At 68.8% G+C, this 15236-nt stretch carries 14 protein-coding genes; 7 read left to right on the top strand and 7 right to left on the bottom strand.

Translation table 11 applies throughout. The annotated features are described in order from the left end of the window. Window positions 1–32: 32 nt before the first annotated feature. Both DMC64_RS10555 and DMC64_RS10560 read left to right on the top strand, forming a co-directional pair. Window positions 33–989, top strand: coding sequence for a DUF3027 domain-containing protein (locus DMC64_RS10555; protein WP_125733342.1), 957 nt, complete (start codon window positions 33–35; stop codon window positions 987–989). Continuing rightward, window positions 979–3786, top strand: a complete 2808-nt coding sequence (locus tag DMC64_RS10560) for a sacsin N-terminal ATP-binding-like domain-containing protein (protein ID WP_125733343.1) — start codon at window positions 979–981, stop codon at window positions 3784–3786. Before DMC64_RS10555 ends, DMC64_RS10560 begins: the two co-directional genes overlap by 11 nt. A gap of 27 nt (window positions 3787–3813) precedes the next feature. On the opposite strand, the gene DMC64_RS10565 is transcribed toward DMC64_RS10560, so the two are convergent. Then, window positions 3814–4041 (bottom strand): DUF2530 domain-containing protein, encoded by a 228-nt coding sequence (locus DMC64_RS10565; protein WP_037335676.1) that lies wholly within the window; start codon window positions 4039–4041, stop codon window positions 3814–3816. An 80-nt stretch (window positions 4042–4121) separates the two neighbouring features. Here DMC64_RS10565 and DMC64_RS10570 point away from each other — a divergent pair, with 80 nt between their 5' ends. From DMC64_RS10570 to DMC64_RS10585, 4 genes are all read left to right on the top strand, one after another. Beyond that, entirely contained in the window at window positions 4122–5579 is a 1458-nt protein-coding gene (locus DMC64_RS10570; RefSeq protein ID WP_125733344.1) for an NCS2 family permease, read from the top strand. 67 nt (window positions 5580–5646) lie between these two features. Beyond that, complete coding sequence (locus tag DMC64_RS10575) at window positions 5647–6078, top strand: MarR family winged helix-turn-helix transcriptional regulator (RefSeq protein ID WP_016337543.1); 432 nt, start codon at window positions 5647–5649, stop codon at window positions 6076–6078. 107 nt (window positions 6079–6185) lie between these two features. Beyond that, a complete protein-coding gene (locus DMC64_RS10580; RefSeq protein ID WP_037335683.1) occupies window positions 6186–7445 on the top strand; it encodes an MFS transporter in 1260 nt (419 codons plus the stop codon). After that, a complete protein-coding gene (locus DMC64_RS10585; protein ID WP_125733345.1) occupies window positions 7442–7858 on the top strand; it encodes a hypothetical protein in 417 nt (138 codons plus the stop codon). Before DMC64_RS10580 ends, DMC64_RS10585 begins: the two co-directional genes overlap by 4 nt. Here DMC64_RS10585 and DMC64_RS10590 read toward each other — a convergent pair. Both DMC64_RS10590 and DMC64_RS10595 read right to left on the bottom strand, forming a co-directional pair. Beyond that, entirely contained in the window at window positions 7855–8868 is a 1014-nt protein-coding gene (locus tag DMC64_RS10590) for a hypothetical protein (RefSeq protein ID WP_125733346.1), read from the bottom strand. The two genes, DMC64_RS10585 and DMC64_RS10590, sit on opposite strands and share 4 nt — an antisense overlap. Window positions 8869–8878: 10 nt before the next feature. After that, a complete protein-coding gene (locus DMC64_RS10595) occupies window positions 8879–9577 on the bottom strand; it encodes a hypothetical protein (protein WP_233629614.1) in 699 nt (232 codons plus the stop codon). A 192-nt stretch (window positions 9578–9769) separates the two neighbouring features. On the opposite strand from DMC64_RS10595, the gene DMC64_RS10600 reads away from it, so the two are divergent. Then, complete coding sequence (locus DMC64_RS10600; RefSeq protein ID WP_125733347.1) at window positions 9770–10252, top strand: hypothetical protein; 483 nt, start codon at window positions 9770–9772, stop codon at window positions 10250–10252. A 336-nt stretch (window positions 10253–10588) separates the two neighbouring features. Here DMC64_RS10600 and DMC64_RS10605 read toward each other — a convergent pair whose 3' ends face one another. The 4 genes from DMC64_RS10605 to DMC64_RS10620 form a co-directional block, all read right to left on the bottom strand. Then, window positions 10589–11428, bottom strand: coding sequence for an SDR family NAD(P)-dependent oxidoreductase (locus DMC64_RS10605; protein ID WP_125733348.1), 840 nt, complete (start codon window positions 11426–11428; stop codon window positions 10589–10591). Between the two features lie 203 nt (window positions 11429–11631). Then, window positions 11632–12381 (bottom strand): arylamine N-acetyltransferase, encoded by a 750-nt coding sequence (locus tag DMC64_RS10610; RefSeq protein WP_125733349.1) that lies wholly within the window; start codon window positions 12379–12381, stop codon window positions 11632–11634. 91 nt (window positions 12382–12472) lie between these two features. Beyond that, window positions 12473–13096, bottom strand: coding sequence for a superoxide dismutase (locus DMC64_RS10615; RefSeq protein ID WP_016337537.1), 624 nt, complete (start codon window positions 13094–13096; stop codon window positions 12473–12475). Window positions 13097–13294: 198 nt separating this feature from the next. Further along, window positions 13295–15154, bottom strand: a complete 1860-nt coding sequence (locus DMC64_RS10620; RefSeq protein WP_125733350.1) for a serine hydrolase — start codon at window positions 15152–15154, stop codon at window positions 13295–13297. Between the last annotated feature and the right edge of the window lie 82 nt (window positions 15155–15236).

Raw genomic sequence — 15236 nt, forward strand, 5'->3', positions numbered from 1 at the left:
GACCGCGATATCGCGTGCGGCAGAATGGGGGCATGACCCTGCTGTTGACCCTGGACGACGGCTCCATCCAGCGCAAACTCGCCGAGGCGGTCGATCTGGCCCGCGCGGCGGTGCTGGAGGACGCCGGTGCCGAACAGGTCGGCGCGCACGTCGGCGTGGACCGGGAGGACGCGGTCTCCGCGAGCCACCTGTTCGAGGCGACCGTGACGGGGTATCGAGGCTGGCGCTGGTCGGTGACGGTCGCGCTCGCCGGTGAGGACGAGCCGATCACGGTCAGCGAGGTCGTGCTGATCCCCGGTCCGGATGCGCGCGTCGCCCCGGCGTGGGTGCCGTGGGACCGCCGGGTGCAGGCGGGCGACCTCGGCGTCGGCGACATCTTCCCGGTGGAGAAGGACGACCCGCGGCTCGCCCCGGCGTACCTGGAATCCGACGACCCCGCGGTCGAGGCGGTCGCCAAGGAGATCGGGCTCGGCCGGGTCCACGTGCTGTCCCGGCACGGCAGGCTCGACGCCGCCGCCCGCTGGCACAGCGGCGAGTTCGGCCCGCGGTCGGACATGGCGCGCAGCGCGCCGGACGTCTGCGGGAGCTGCGGGTTCTTCGTGCCGCTCGCCGGGTCGCTCAGCGCGGCCTTCGGCGCGTGCACCAACGACATCTCCCCGGCGGACGGCCACGTCGTCGACGTCGAGTACGGCTGCGGCGCGCACTCCGAGATCGAGGTCGAGGTGACCTCGTCGGTGCCGGTGGCGGAACTGGTCTACGACGACTCGCTGATGGACTTCGAGCCCGCTCCGGAGACGCCGGCCGAGGCGACGGAACCCGAGCCGGCCGAGACCGCGGAGGCTGCGGTCGTCGACGAGTCCGAGGCCCCGGTCGCCGAGGTGCCCGAGACCGCCGAGGTCCAGCCGGAGGTCGAACCCGAGGCCGCCGAGCCGGTCGCGGAAACCGCCGACGAAGCGCAGGTCGAGGCCGAAAGCGCCAGTGAGCACTGACCCGTTCGGCACCGAGCGGCTCCGCGCCGCCGTCCTGCGGGCGTGGGCCGATTCGCCGACGCGCTTCACCGAGGACACGAACACCGAGAACGACCTGCGGGTCGGTGGCTATCGTGACCGGCTGTTCGTCGAGCTGGCGCAGAACGCCGCCGATGCCGCCCTCGCCGCCGGTGATCGCGGGACGCTCCGAGTGTCCGTTGTGGACGGTGAGCTGAGGTTCGCCAACACAGGTGCGCCCCTGGACGCACGCGGTGTCGAATCCCTTGCCTCCCTTCGCGCTTCCGGCAAGGGGGAGGAGACCGTCGGCCGGTTCGGCGTCGGATTCGCCGCCGTGCTCACGGTTTCCGCCGAGCCGAGGATCGTTTCGGTGACCGGTGGGGTCGCGTTCTCCGCGGAACGCACGCGGGCCGAAGCCGATCGCACCGGCGACGTTCCCGTGCTGCGGCTGCCGTGGCCGGTCGCCGACGACGAGCCTCCCGTGCCCGAGGGTTTCGCCACCGAAGTCCGCCTTCCGCTGCGCGACGACGTCGACCTACCCGCCCTGCTGGCGGATCTGAAGAACGACATCGGCGATCTTCTGCTCACCTTGCCCTGGCTGGAAAGCATCGAGGTCGAAGGTGGTGTCTGGCGCCGCTCCGATCTCGGTGACGGCGTCGTCGAGCTCGCGTCGCCGGACGGTTCCGAGCACTGGCAGGTGCATCGCGGCGAGGTCGTCTGGGCCGTCCCACTCGACGGATCCGGTTCGCCCCGGCCGCTCGGCGACGATGTCCTGCACGCGCCGACCCCCACGGACGACGAGCTTTCCCTGCCCGCCAGGCTGATCGCGACGCTCCCGATCGAGCCGTCCCGGCGCCGCGCGCTGCCGGGTCCGGAGCTGACCGCCGCGTTGAAGAACGCCGCGCGGGAGTACGTCGATCTCGTCTGTTCCTTGCCGGGCAAGGAACGTCTGGCGCTCGTGCCCGGAGCGGGCTTCCCGCGTTCCACTGTGGACGGAACGCTGCGCGAGGCCATCCTGGAGAATCTCACCGACTCGCCTTGGCTTCCCGCGCAGGAGGGTGACGATCTGCCGGGGCGTCAGGCGCGTGTCCTTTCGGTGGACGTGCCGGGATTGGCGCCGCTGCTGGCCGATCTCGTACCCGGACTGATTTCACTGTCCGGTGTGGACCTTCGCGCGGTCGGCGCGCGGACGCTTTCGCCCGCCGAAGCCATCGAGTTGCTGACCGGGGCCCAGCGCGAGCCCTCGTGGTGGCGTTCGCTCTACGACGTGCTGCTCCCGGCGCTCGAAGCACACGACCTCACCAAGGACGATCTCGGCGCGTTGCCGGTGCCGATGTCCGACGGCCGTACCTTGCCCGGCGTCCGCGACGCTCTGCTCGTCGGAGGCTCGGCGGAACTGCTCGAACTCCTGTCCGATGTGGACATCATCGGCCTGCGGCTGGTGCATCCGGCCGCCGCGCATCCGTTGCTGGAACGCCTGGGTGCCAAGCACGCCGAGGCGAGCGACCTGCTGGAAGCCGACGCGCTGAGCGCGGCCGTCGAACGCAGCGTCGAAGACGTCCGGTCCGGTTTGGACGGTATGGCGCTCGCGGGCGCGGTGCTCCGCCTGATCGCCGAGGTCGGCGACGAAGCCCCCGACTGGGCGGGTGCGCTGGCCCTGCCGAGCGAGGACGGCTGGCGTCGCGCGGACGAACTCGTGCTGCCGACGTCGCCGCTGGGCGACATCTTCGACCCCGAGGTGTTCGAAGAAGACGGCGCTTTGTCCGTGCTGGACGAGGAATTCGCCGAAGACTGGCCGGTGGCCACGCTCGTCGCGGTCGGCGTACTCGATTCGTTCGCGATCGTCACCGACGACGAACCCCTCGAACCCGAACACGGGCTACCCGAGGAACACGAGTGGTGGGACTCCCGGGAACGGCCGCCGTCACGGGTGCTCGCCGTGCGCGACCTCGACCTCGTCGGAGACGACGCCTGGCCGGAGGCGCTGCGCCTGCTCGCGGCGCGTCCCGAGACCTGGCGAGCGCTCACCGAACCCGGCGGGCACACCGGCTGGTGGCTCGCGCGGTACGCGTTGCTGGACGGGCACGCCCCGCTCGACTGGCGGATGCCGGAAGCGTCGGCGCTGGCCGGGCTCTACGACGTCGTCCCGGATTCGGGGCTGAGCAAGGAGATCCTGCTCGCCGCCGGTGTCCGGACGGAGCTAGGCGCGGATGCCGAAGACGTCGAGGATCTCTTGGATCGGCTCGGGGATCCCGAGCGCAAGGTGAGCCCCGGGCTCGCTTCCCGCGCGCACGCGGCTCTCGCCGAGTACACAGTGGACGTTCCCGCGCCGGACCGGGTCCGCGCCGCGGACGGCTCGGCCGTCGACGCTCGCGACGCCGTCGTGCTCGACGTGCCGTGGTTCGCGGCCGTGCTGCCGCCGGAGCGGATGGTCGTCTCGGCGAGCGGCGCCGCCGCGCTGGCGGAACTGCTGGACCTGCCGGTGGCGAGCGGTCTCGACGCCAAGGTCACCGAAGACGGCGAGTACGTGCCGTGGACGGAGCTGTCCGCGCTCCGGCTGGCCGCCGATCAGCTGGGTGTCGAACTGCCCGAGGGTGGCGTGCTGCTGCACGAGGCGCTGACGGTGACCTTCGAGGACGCGGAACACGAGGTCGCCTGGTGGTCCGACGGCAGGCTGCACGCCGCCGACACCCCGGAAGGCCTCGGCCGGGCCTTCGCCTGGGCCACGGACCGCTGGGCCGACCGTCACGTCCTGACGGCCCTACTCGACGACCCCTCGCCCTCGGCCCTCCTGAACTGACCGCGTTTCGTCCTCTGAATGCGGTCCTTAGAGGCGCTGGGCGCTCTTCGAGCCCCGGCGGGCGGCGGCGCGCTGCCAGGCGATGATCGCGAGACCGATGAAGCCGAGCACGACGCCGGAGAACGCCGTCTGCACCCAGATGCCGTCGGTCACAAAGAACAGGACCACGGTCGCGACCGCCCAGAGCGAGGTACCTACGATCACGACCGGCGTCAGGTCGGTCAGCCGCTTCGGCAGCTCCGGCGTTGGCCGCAATGAACCGTTTACTTCCCCGGAATTGATCGATTCGCCCACGTGGGGAAGGGTACCCGGCAACGGGCGAAGGGTGGTACGCGATGGCGGAGCAGCGCACCCGGTCCACACTGGACCGGTTCTTCAAGATCAGCGAGCGCGGCTCGACACCGGGGCGGGAGATCCGCGGCGGGATCGTCACCTTCTTCACGATGGCCTACATCGTGGTGCTGAACCCGCTGATCATCGGCAGCTTCTCCGCCGAAGACGCGGGCGCGCACAAGGACGTCCTCGGCAACATCCTCCCCGTGCCGCAGGTCGCCGCGGTGACCGCGCTGGTCGCCGGCGTGCTGACGATCATCATGGGCCTGGTCGCGAACTACCCGTTCGCCATCGCCACCGGACTCGGCATCAACAGCCTGATCGCGGTCACCTTCGCCTCCCAGATGACCTGGCCGGAGGCGATGGGCCTGGTGGTGATCGAGGGCCTGGTCATCGTCCTGCTGGTGTTCGCCGGCATCCGGACGGCGGTGTTCAACGCCGTGCCGCCGCCGCTGAAATCCGCGATCGCGGTCGGCATCGGCCTGTTCATCTGCCTGATCGGCCTGGTCGACGCCGGTTTCGTCCGCCGCGTGCCGGACGACGCGAAGACGACCGTGCCGGTCGGGCTGGGCATCAACGGTTCGATCGCGTCGTGGCCGACGCTGGTGTTCGTCGTCGGCCTGCTGGTCACCGGGATCCTGGTGGCGAAGCGGGTCAAGGGTGCGATCCTGATCGGTGTGCTCGCGTCGACCGTGCTGGCGATCGTCGTCGAGGCGATCACCAAGGTCGGCCCCTCCAAAGGCGTGAACCCGCTGGGCTGGAACCTCGGCTACCCGGCGCTGCCGGATCAGGTCCTGGGCCTGCCGGACCTCTCGCTGGTCGGCGACATCTCCTTCGGCGCCTGGACGCGGCTGCCGATCATCACCGTCGTGCTGCTGGTGTTCACCCTGGTGCTGGCGGACTTTTTCGACACCATGGGCTCGATGACCGGCCTGGCCAAGGAGGGCGGGCTGCTCCCGGCGGACGGCAAGCTCCCGAACGTCGGCAAGGCGCTGTTCGTCGACGGCACCGCCGCGGTGGCGGGCGGCTTCGCGTCGTCGAGTTCGAACACCGTCTTCGTCGAATCCGCGTCCGGTATCGCCGAGGGCGCCAGGACCGGGCTCGCGAACGTCGTCACCGGCGTGCTGTTCATCGCGGCCATGTTCCTGACCCCGCTCTATCAGGTCGTGCCGGTCGAGGCGGCCGCTCCGGCGCTGGTCGTCGTCGGCGCGCTGATGATGAGCCAGGTCAAGGAGATCGACTTCTCCGACTTCACCGTCGCGCTCCCCGCGTTCCTGACGATCGTGGTCATGCCGTTCACCTATTCGATCGCCAACGGCATCGGCGCCGGCTTCGTCAGCTACGTCGTCATCCGCGCGGTCACCGGCAAGGCCAAGGGCGTGCACCCGCTGATGTGGGGTATCGCCGCGATGTTCGTGGCCTATTTCGCGGTCGGACCGATCCAGGCCGCGTTCAACTGACCAGCGGTTATGTCATCCGTGGGCGATCTCACGGGCCGATGATCCGATCGTGAGGTATGCTAACTATATGTCCGGAGACACGCACGAGCGCTCACTGGCGAGCCGCCTGCGTCTCGCGGTGGTGCGGCTCAATCGACGGCTACGGGCCCAGCGTGCCGGTGACGGCATCTCGCTGACCCAGGTGTCCGCGTTGTCGACGTTGCACAAATGCGGTGCGCTGACCCCTGGCCAGCTCGCCGCGAAGGAAGGTGTCCAGCCACCTTCGATGACGAGGGTGATCGCCGCGCTCGAGGAGATGGGTTACGTCGAGCGCAGGCCGCATCCGACGGACGGCCGCCAGGCCATCGTCGAACTGTCCGATCGCGGCCGGGCCTACGTGATCGAGCAGATCACCGCGCGGGAGATCTGGCTGGACAAGCAATTGGCGGAGTTGAGCGCCGAAGAACGCGAAGTGCTCTCTCGCGCCTCCGAGATCATCGACAGGATGGCGGGGAACTAACAGCGGTGACGACCACGGGTAGCGAAACACAGTGTCCTTCCAAGACCACCGTTACCCGGGAACCCGCACCACCGCCACCTCCCGCGCGCGAGAAGCCGCGCGGGAGCATGTTCTCCTCGCTGAAGGTCCGCAACTACCGGCTCTTCTTCACCGGCCAGGTCATCTCGAACATCGGCACCTGGATGCAGCGCATCGCGCAGGACTGGCTGGTGTTCACCCTCAGCGGCAACGACCCGATCGCGCTCGGCATCGCGGTGGCGCTGCAGTTCGCGCCGACGCTGTTCCTCTCGCTGTGGGCGGGTGTGCTGGCCGACCGCGTCGACAAACGACGGCTGCTGATCGGTATCCAGATCGCCGTGCTGACGCAGGCGGTGATCCTCGGAGCCCTCGACCTGAGCGGGATCGCGGCGCTCTGGCACGTGTACCTCCTCTGTTTCACCCTCGGTGTGACGGCCTCGCTGGAGGTGCCCGCGCGGCAGTCGTTCGTCGCCGAGATGGTGGGCAGGGACAAGGTCACCAACGCCGTCGCGCTCAACTCGTCGATCTTCAACATGGCCCGGATCGTCGGCCCGGCCATCGCGGGTTTCGCGATCACCTGGGTCGGCACCGGCTGGCTGTTCATGGCGAACGCGGTGAGCACGGGCGCCGTCATCGCCGCGCTGGTGCTGATGAACCCGGACAAGCTCTTCCGCGGCCCGGCCATCCCGCGCGAGAAGGGGCAGCTCGTCGAGGGGCTGCGGTACGTCCGGCGGCGCAGTGACCTGATGACCGTGATGGTGCTGGTGTTCTTCGTGAGCACGTTCGGCATCACGTACTTCACGTCGCTGCCGATCGTGGCCGCCAACGTCTTCCACACCAACGCCGATGGCTACGGTCTGCTGTCGACGCTGGTCGCCGTCGGCACCTTCACCGGCGCGCTGATGTCGGCCCGTCGCAACAGCCGCGGCGGCCCACGGGTGCGGCTGCTGCTGGTCTCGGCGTTCCTGCTCGGCGCGTTCGAGGTGATCACCGCGTTCATGCCGACGTACCTGACCTTCGGGCTCGCGCTGATCCCGCTCGGCTTCGCCACGATCACCTTCCTGAACACGGCGAACGCGCTCGTGCAGACCGCGGTCAGCCCGGAGATGCGCGGCCGGGTGATGGGCCTGTACGTGCTGGTGCTGATCGGCGGCAACCCCATCGGCGGCCCGATGACCGGCTGGATGGCCGACGCCTTCGGCGGCCGCTCGCCGTTCTACATCGGTGGCGCTATCTCGGCGCTTGCCGCGGTGGTGTGCGCCGTCGTCCTGATCCGGCGTGGCGGGGTGAGCCTGCCGGTGCGGCGGTTCGGGAACGGACTGCGCGTGCTGAAGCGGGAACGGGTGTGAACCGGCTCGGCGTCGAACCGTCGGGGACCGGGTTCCTCGACTGGACGATCGACGGCGTCGCGTTGCGTTCGATGGTCCCCGCCGAGCAGCGGACGCCGTTGTTCCTGGACGACGACAGGTGGCGCGGGGCCGCGGTCGAGACGCTTCGCCGTCTCCTGGGCCGCCTGCCGGGCGATTTCGACGACGGCCGGGTCGCGCTGCTGATGTGTCCGCTGTGTGGCGATCTCGGCTGTGGCGCTTACAGCGTCGAGGTCGTCTTCGGTGACGACGTGGTCGAGTGGCGGGCCTTCGGCTGGCAGACCGACTACGAGCCGTTCGACGACCCGGAGGAGTACCGGTTCACCGGCGCCCGCTTCGAGCGGACGGCGTACGAGACGCTGCTCGGCGACCTCTTGTCGAACTACCGCGCCTAACGGCCGAGCAGCGGCGGCACCATCTTCTCGGCGAGTGCCACGAGGTCGCCGGTGCCCTTGAACCTGAGCGTCTGCCCGGCCGGATCGTCGGTGAGCTGCACGACGACGCCTCGTCCGTCGACTTGGGTGGGCAGCCCGGCGACCGTCGTGGTCGGGGCGACGGCGGTGGACAGCTCGCTGTAGTCCGCGGTCACGCCGTTCAACTCGCACGAGGCGAAGAAGTTCGGCTTCGCGGTGTCGATGGGCACGCTGAGCGCGCGGCCGAGTTCTCCGCACAGCAGCCACGAGATCACCGGCAGCGGCTTGTCCTTGATCGGGCCGGGTTCGGTCTTCTCGAGCGGGATCTCGCCGTTCTCGCCGATTTTCGGCAGCTTCGGTCCCGGCGGCATCGCACCGGCGATCAGCGCTTCGGCGAGCGCCCTCGCCTTCTTGTCGGTTTCCGGGCTCTTCACGGTCCTGCCGCGGATCGAGACGTGCAGCACCGGCGAGGCGCCGCTGTGCGGCGCGACTTCGACGAGTTCGACGCTCAGGCTGGTGCCGTCCTCGTTCGTGGCGATGACCGCGAGCTTGCCCGCGACCGTGGTCCTCGTGGGTAGCCCGCGGCTCGTGTCGTCCGGCAGCGCCGGCGCCATCTGCGCGCTGACGTCGAGCCGCGCGGTGACCGCGTGGCAGGACCGGCCGGCCTCGCGAAGTGTGCGGCCGCCGAGGATCTCCTCCCAGCGCTGCTCCGGGATCGCCTGGCACAGCACCTGCGCGGCGGTTTCGTCCGTCAGCGCGGCCACCATCTCGCCCGTCGGCATCGTGACCGGGCGGAGCGCCTGTCCGGACCTGGACGGCCAAGTCGCGGGGAGCTCGGCTTCGGGCTCGTCGTCCCGGTTCAGCACGGTGATCGCGACGACGATGCCGACGCCGAACAGCAGCAGCGCACTGACCAGCGCGCAGCCCGCCCAGATCCACATCGGACGGTCGGTCTTGCGCGCGATGGCGCGGTAGTCGTTCGGGGTGGCCACGGGGGTGAAGCTAGTCCGTCGGGCGCACGGTGTCCGGCGAAACGCCAACCCGATGGGCGGATCCGCGGAGGTGGGCGTTCGGAGAGGGGTGCGGTAGACTTCGACCAGCGCTGGTTAGTAAACCGGCGAAGTGGACCCGGCAGCCTTCCGGACGGTGGGTGGGCCGGGTTTCGCGTATTCTGACCTCATAAGGTTCGGATCTCTTCCGCCATTTCCCGCACCCGGGTTTTCCAGTGGCCGCCGCGTTGCCAGCACCAGCGAGGGCGTCCGGCACGGCCAGCAGGGGTTCTTCGAAGGCACGTAGATGCCGGTATTCGAGAGTGTCGTGACACCCGTGTCGTCGGACAGAGCGATAGAGCGTCTTCCGGTCCAGCTCCACTATCGACTCGTCGCTCTCCAGAACCAGCATCCGTGTCCCGGCGCTCGAAAGGTCCTCGACCAGCGCGTCGAGGCAGGCTTCGCGCTGACGACGTCGATGATGTGCGGAAGCGTCGTAGATCGTCACCGTCGGCCCGAGCCCGGCGATGGTGTCCAGGATCCGTTTCCGGCGTCCATCGTTCTCGTGGGTGAAATGCAGGCGCCGTTGCCCTGGCAGCACCAGACCGCGTATGGCGCGCCGGGCGGACGTGAGGTCGCCCGAAAGCAGCGCGGCGGCTGTCACCAAGTAGCCGCGCTCTTTGCTTTCGTCGACGAACACGTGGCTGGTCATCCGGTCATTGTTCCGGTGGGGGCCGACAAGAAGATCATCGGCCGAGTGTGATGCCGTTGCTTGTACGCAAGGAAGATGATGTCGTTCCCCTCTCGTGGGGGAGCCCGAAGCACCACCGGAGGGAACCGCCGCGAAGCGCTTCCGACGAGGCTTCAAGCTATGGACAGCACAGCGTTTCGCAGCGTTCCAGGAGTGCCCGGATGGGCGAAGTGGTCGGCGCACACCGTCGCACTGGTGAACGTCCCGTCCGGCCTTTGGCGGCTGGGACTCGCGGTCGGGATCCCGTTCGGGCTGGCTCAGTCCGAATTGGACAGCTTGAACACTCCCGGCTGGGGCTCGCTCTATCTCGTGTTCCTCGCCGTGTTCTCCGAAGCCGTCGCCTTCCTGGCACTCGGTCTCATCCAGCCGTGGGGTGAGACCTGGCCGAGATGGCTTCCGTTCGTCGGCGGCAAACCCGTTTCCGCCCGCAAGGTGGTGGTCGTCTCCTCGCTCGGCGCAGTGGCCACGACGGTCTACGGAGGCTTCTTCGTGTACACGACCTTCATCGGTGAAATGGCGGGCGAGCCCTGGGCGTACTGGCTGGTCGTCGTCCTCTACGCGCCGTTGGTGCTTTGGGGACCGCTGCTCGCGGCGGTGACGTGGCATTACCACCGGCGCCGTTCTCCGGCCTCGTGAGTACGTGGTACCGCACTCCTTCACGAACTTTCGACGAGTAAGTGCATAGGGCTTGCCACCGAGGCCTAGCATGCCCCAGGACTATCCAAAAAGGACACTAGTCGACATCAAAACGTCTGGTTTGGGCATTTTGCGTAGTATTGCCCGAGGGTCGTGAGTGGCGATGGTCGTTCTAACCCTCTTTAGCACTCACGACCCACGCGGGAACCGGACATCATGACGTCAATCGGGCGCACGGTCCGCGCAAGATGTCCGTTGTGGACACAACGCGCCGGGGTCATCCCCGCGAGTCATTCCGGAATCCCGCGTGGCATGGGTTAGAACCCGAAACGCCACTCACGACCACCTCGCCGACGGAGGCGGTTCCAGCGTCTCCCGCAGCTCGCCGTCCAACGCGTCCGCGATGTCTTCGACGGTCCAGCCGTCCCGGTCCAGCACGGGGTCCTTGATCGCGGTCTGCCGCAGCACGCACAGGATGTCGCCACGGAACCGGAGGATCTGCCCCGTGATCCCCGCCGACAGATCGCTGAGCAGGTACGTCACCAGCGGCGCCACCCGTTCCGGGGTGTGCTCCGGGGTCTGGACGACACTCGGATCGTTCCAGGCCATCCGCGTCCAGGCCACCGGCGCGACGGCGTTGACCCGGATGCCGTGTTCGGCCAGGTCCACCGCCCACGAGGCGGTCATGGAGGCGACGGCGCCCTTCGACGCCGAGTACGCGGCCGCGCGCCGCTGGCCGATCATCGAGCCGGAGCCGACGTTCACGATCACGCCGCCGCCCTGGTCACGCAGCACCTTCGCCGCCGCGGTCCCGCAGAACAGCGGGCCGAGCACGTTGACCTCGACCACTTCACGCATCCGCGCCGGGTCGGCCGCCCACGGCTCGGCCCGGTAGTTGACGCCGGCGTTGTTGACCAGGCCGTCGAGCCGTCCGAATTCGGCGACGCACCGGTCGATCAGTCCGGCGGCCTGCTCGGCGTCGGCGACCGAACCCTCATGGGAAACGGCCCGGCCGCCCAGGCCGCGGATCTCCCGCGCGACCTCGTCCGCGATCCCCGCTTCGACGTCGTTCACCACGACCGCCGCGCCCTGCGAAGCCGCATCGTGCGCGAAAGCCCTGCCGAGGCCCTGTCCGGCGCCGGTGATCACCACGGCCTTGCCGCTAAGAAGACTCATGTCACTCATAAGGGTGAGATCGGCGTCTCTCGACGGAACCCCTTGCCGGGGAATATGAGGTTAGGCTAACCTCATACACGTCCGCTTCGTGGTGGGAGCGGCAGTCAGTTCGGGAACGGACGAAGCCCCGCAACCGGGTCACCCCCGGAGGCGGGGCTTCGTTCATTCCGGAGGGTTCATGGTCGATGACCGCGCCGCCCGGGTCAAGGCACCCGGTCGAGTTCGATCCTGAACTCCTTCCGATAAGCCTCCAGGATCTCCTGGTCACCCGAAAGCCTGGTCTCCGTGCGGACGCCGTGGGTGGTGACGATCAGCTTGTCACCCGCCAGGGTGACGCGGCCGTGTTCGGCCGGCAGCGAGCAGGTCGGCCCCCGCGTGAAATGCGAGTCCGGCGAGGTCGCCTGCCAGAACGCCGTCGGGACGAACTCGTCCAGTGCCCGCGGCCGCCGCTCGATCCGGTACTGGGGCTTGCCGTCCTGGAGGACGTCGATGTCGCCGTGAGGCGCGTCGAGCACCAGGAACTCGCCGTCCGGGTCGGCCTGCGCCTCGGTGGCGGACAGCCGCAGCGGGAACCGGCTGAACCGGCCGAAGCCGACGTCCGCCAGCCACGGCTCCCCCAGCTCGACACGGACGACGGCGTGGTCGAACGGGGGCCCGACGGTGCCGTCCGCCCGGAAGACCTTCGCGGCCTGCAGGGTGACGTCGAAGCCGAGCTCTCCCAGCAAGGCGGCGAAGAGCCCGTTCAGCTCGTAACAGAAGCCACCGCGGCGCCGCCGCACGATCTTGTCGAACAGCGACTCGGTGTCCAGAACTATCGGTTCACCGAGGTGGATGCTCAGATTCTCGAACGGCACCACCGCGAGATGGCGCTCCTGGAGCGTCCGCAACGCGGCGACGTCCGCGGTGGCGGGGCGGTCGAGCCCGAGCCGGTCGAGGTATGCGGCGACGTCCATACGACCACCTTGACACCTCGACTTCGCTGGAGGTCAAGAAACGAAGAACGGGGCCCTCCTCCGAAGGAGAGCCCCGTTTCGTGGCGAGAAGTCAGCCGAGCAGCAGGCCGTTGCCACCGGCGACGGCGTTGTCGAACCGCTTGGAGATCTCGGCCCAGTTGAAGATGTTCCAGAGCGCCTTGACGTAGTCCGGCTTCACGTTCTTGTAGTCCAGGTAGAACGCGTGCTCCCAGACGTCGACCAGCAGGATCGGCGTGGTCGGGAGGACCAGGTTGTTGTGGTGGTCGCGCAGCTGCTGGGTGATCAGCGTCTTGCCGATCGGGTCCCAGGAGAGCGCGGCCCAGCCGTTGCCCTGGATCGTGGTGGCGACCGCGGTGAACTGCGCCTTGAACTTGTCGAAGGAGCCGAACGCCTCGTCGATCGCGGAGGCCAGCTCGCCGGTCGGCTTGTCGCCGCCTTCCGGGGAGAGGATCTTCCACCACACGACGTGGTTGGCGTGCCCGGCGAGGTGGAACGCCAGCGTGGTCTGCAGGCCGACGATGTCACCGAAGTTGCCGGCCTCGCGGGCCTCGGCGATCTTGTCGAGCGTGTCGTTCGCGCCCTTGACGTAGGTCGCGTGGTGCTTGCTGTGGTGCAGCTCGTTGATCTCGCCCGAGATGTGCGGCGCCAGAGCGCTGTAGTCATAGTCGAGATCGGGGAGCACGTAGCGGGCCATCGGCCCTCCTTCTGTCTTCGACACAAGTTTCCAAGGACGAACTTAGTCGTCTTCACCCGTTTGCGGCGACCGGGGGCGCCGCGTTTCTCCCCAGGTGGAACGACCCGTTCGTAGCGGCTGTACCCGGTGGGGCCACCGCCTGAAACCCACCCTGCTAGCTCCAGTTAGCTGGAGGTCAAGGCGATGTGACGGCGGTCATCAAGCCAGGTAGGGCAGTCCCACCAGGTGATAGGAGGCGATGACGCCGAGGAAGGCGACCAGGGCCACGGAAACCACCGTGTAGGTGATCCTGGCGGGCGTGGTCCACCAGCCGCGGACCCAGGCGAGCACCGCGCAGACGACGGCCGCGCCGGTCAGGAGCAGCACAGCGTTCGGCAGGAGCAAGGTGACGCTCAGCAACGGCGAGTGCCCGGACGTCAGCGCCACGGCGGCGGCGCTCAGATCGCTCATGAGCAGGGCGAAACCGGTCGTGAACAGCAGGACGGCCAGCGCCGCGGACCAGGCGGCGACGGTCGCGAACCGGGCTCCCGACGGGTTCCGCTCCCGGCCGCGCCGGACGAGCGCGCGGATCGGCCACCACACCAGCGCGCCCAGCAGGAGCAGCAGCGCCACACCGAGGATCAGCAGGTGCGTGGACGACGAGCCGAGCCACGACACCCGTTCGTAGGAGGAGTTCGGGTCGTCGCCCGCGAAGAGCAGGACCTCCCCGCCGGACTCGCGGAACGCGATCCGTTCACCGGCGGCGTCGGTGAACAGCCCCGGGTCGGTCTGCGTCCAGCGCCGGGTCCCCTCGCCGAGGCCGGAAGTCGTCAGCACGCCGTCGCCGTCCGCAGTCACCGTGACACCGCCCGCGAGCGCGCGGACCTTTGTGAAGCTGTCGTAGTCCAGCCGGGTGTTGTTGTAGCTGCCCTCGAACCTTGAGACATCACCCGCGAGCTTCACGGGAGCGGGGACGGGCGTGGCGGGCTGTAGCCGTTCGACGAACGCTTTCAGCACCTCGGCGGTCACCGCGGCGGCGTCGCCGGAGAACGCGCCGCCGTTGAACGCCAGGTACACGCCGGTGTTCTTCTCCGGCACGAGTTCCAGCACGCTGAAGAACCCCGGTGAATCACCGGTCTTCTCCACCAGGCGCAGACCGTTCAGATACCGCTCGGAGAAGCCGAAACCCATCGCGGGCAGCCGCGGGTCGTTGCGGAACCGCGCGCCGTGCAGCTGGTCGAGCAAGGGACGGCTGAACGTGCCGGGGACGAGGTTCGCGGACAGATAGCGGCCCATGTCGGCGGGAGTCGCGACGTTCCCGTCGCCCGCGGGCGGTTCGGGGCCGAAGTTGGCGGGCGGGACGACCTGCGCGGAGCCGTCCCAGCGATAGCCGGTCGCCAGCGGGACATCAGGCGTGGGCTGGGCGACGCTGCTGTGCTTCATCCCCAACGGTTCGAAGATGTGCTGCCGTACATAGTCCGAATAGGACTGTCCTGACGCGAGCTCCACGAGATGCCCGGCCAGCGCGTAGCCGTAGTTCGAGTACAGGGCGACCTCGCCGGGCGGGCGGACGCGGGTAGGCATCTCGGCCGCGAGGTGCTCCGCGAGCGTCGGCAGTTTCTCTTCCCGTGGCGTGAACATCCGGTACACGCGGTCTTCGAAGCCCGCGGTGTGGGTGAGCAGGGAGGACAGGGTGACTGGGCGGCCGGGGAAGGTTTCGGGGATCTTGAACGCTTTCAGGTACGTGTTGATGTCGGCGTCCAGTGCGAGCTTGCCCTGTTCGACGAGCTGCATCGCGGCCGTCGCGGCGATCGACTTGCCGACGGAGTTGATCAGGAACCCGGTGCGCTCGGGGTCCACCTTGGCCTGAGTGTCCACTGAGGACACACCGTAACCCTTCGAGAAAACGGTTTTCCCGCCCTCGACGACCACCACGGCGGCACCGGGAATGTGGTGCTCGGCAAGGCTTCGCGGGAGGATTTCGTCGAAGACGCCGGCGGGTGTCGCGGCTTGGGCGGCGGGGGCGGTCAGGACCGTCGCGAAGGTCAGCAGGGCGGCGGTGGCCGCGATTCGGAACATACCTGGAAAGTTAGGGATTTCCCCGGGGTGAGGGCATCCGGCGGACCGCCGATCGCGGGGTGGGGCCGGCCCTACCCCGCGA

This window comes from Amycolatopsis sp. WAC 04197 (assembly GCF_003947475.1).
Classification (GTDB): domain Bacteria; phylum Actinomycetota; class Actinomycetes; order Mycobacteriales; family Pseudonocardiaceae; genus Amycolatopsis; species Amycolatopsis japonica.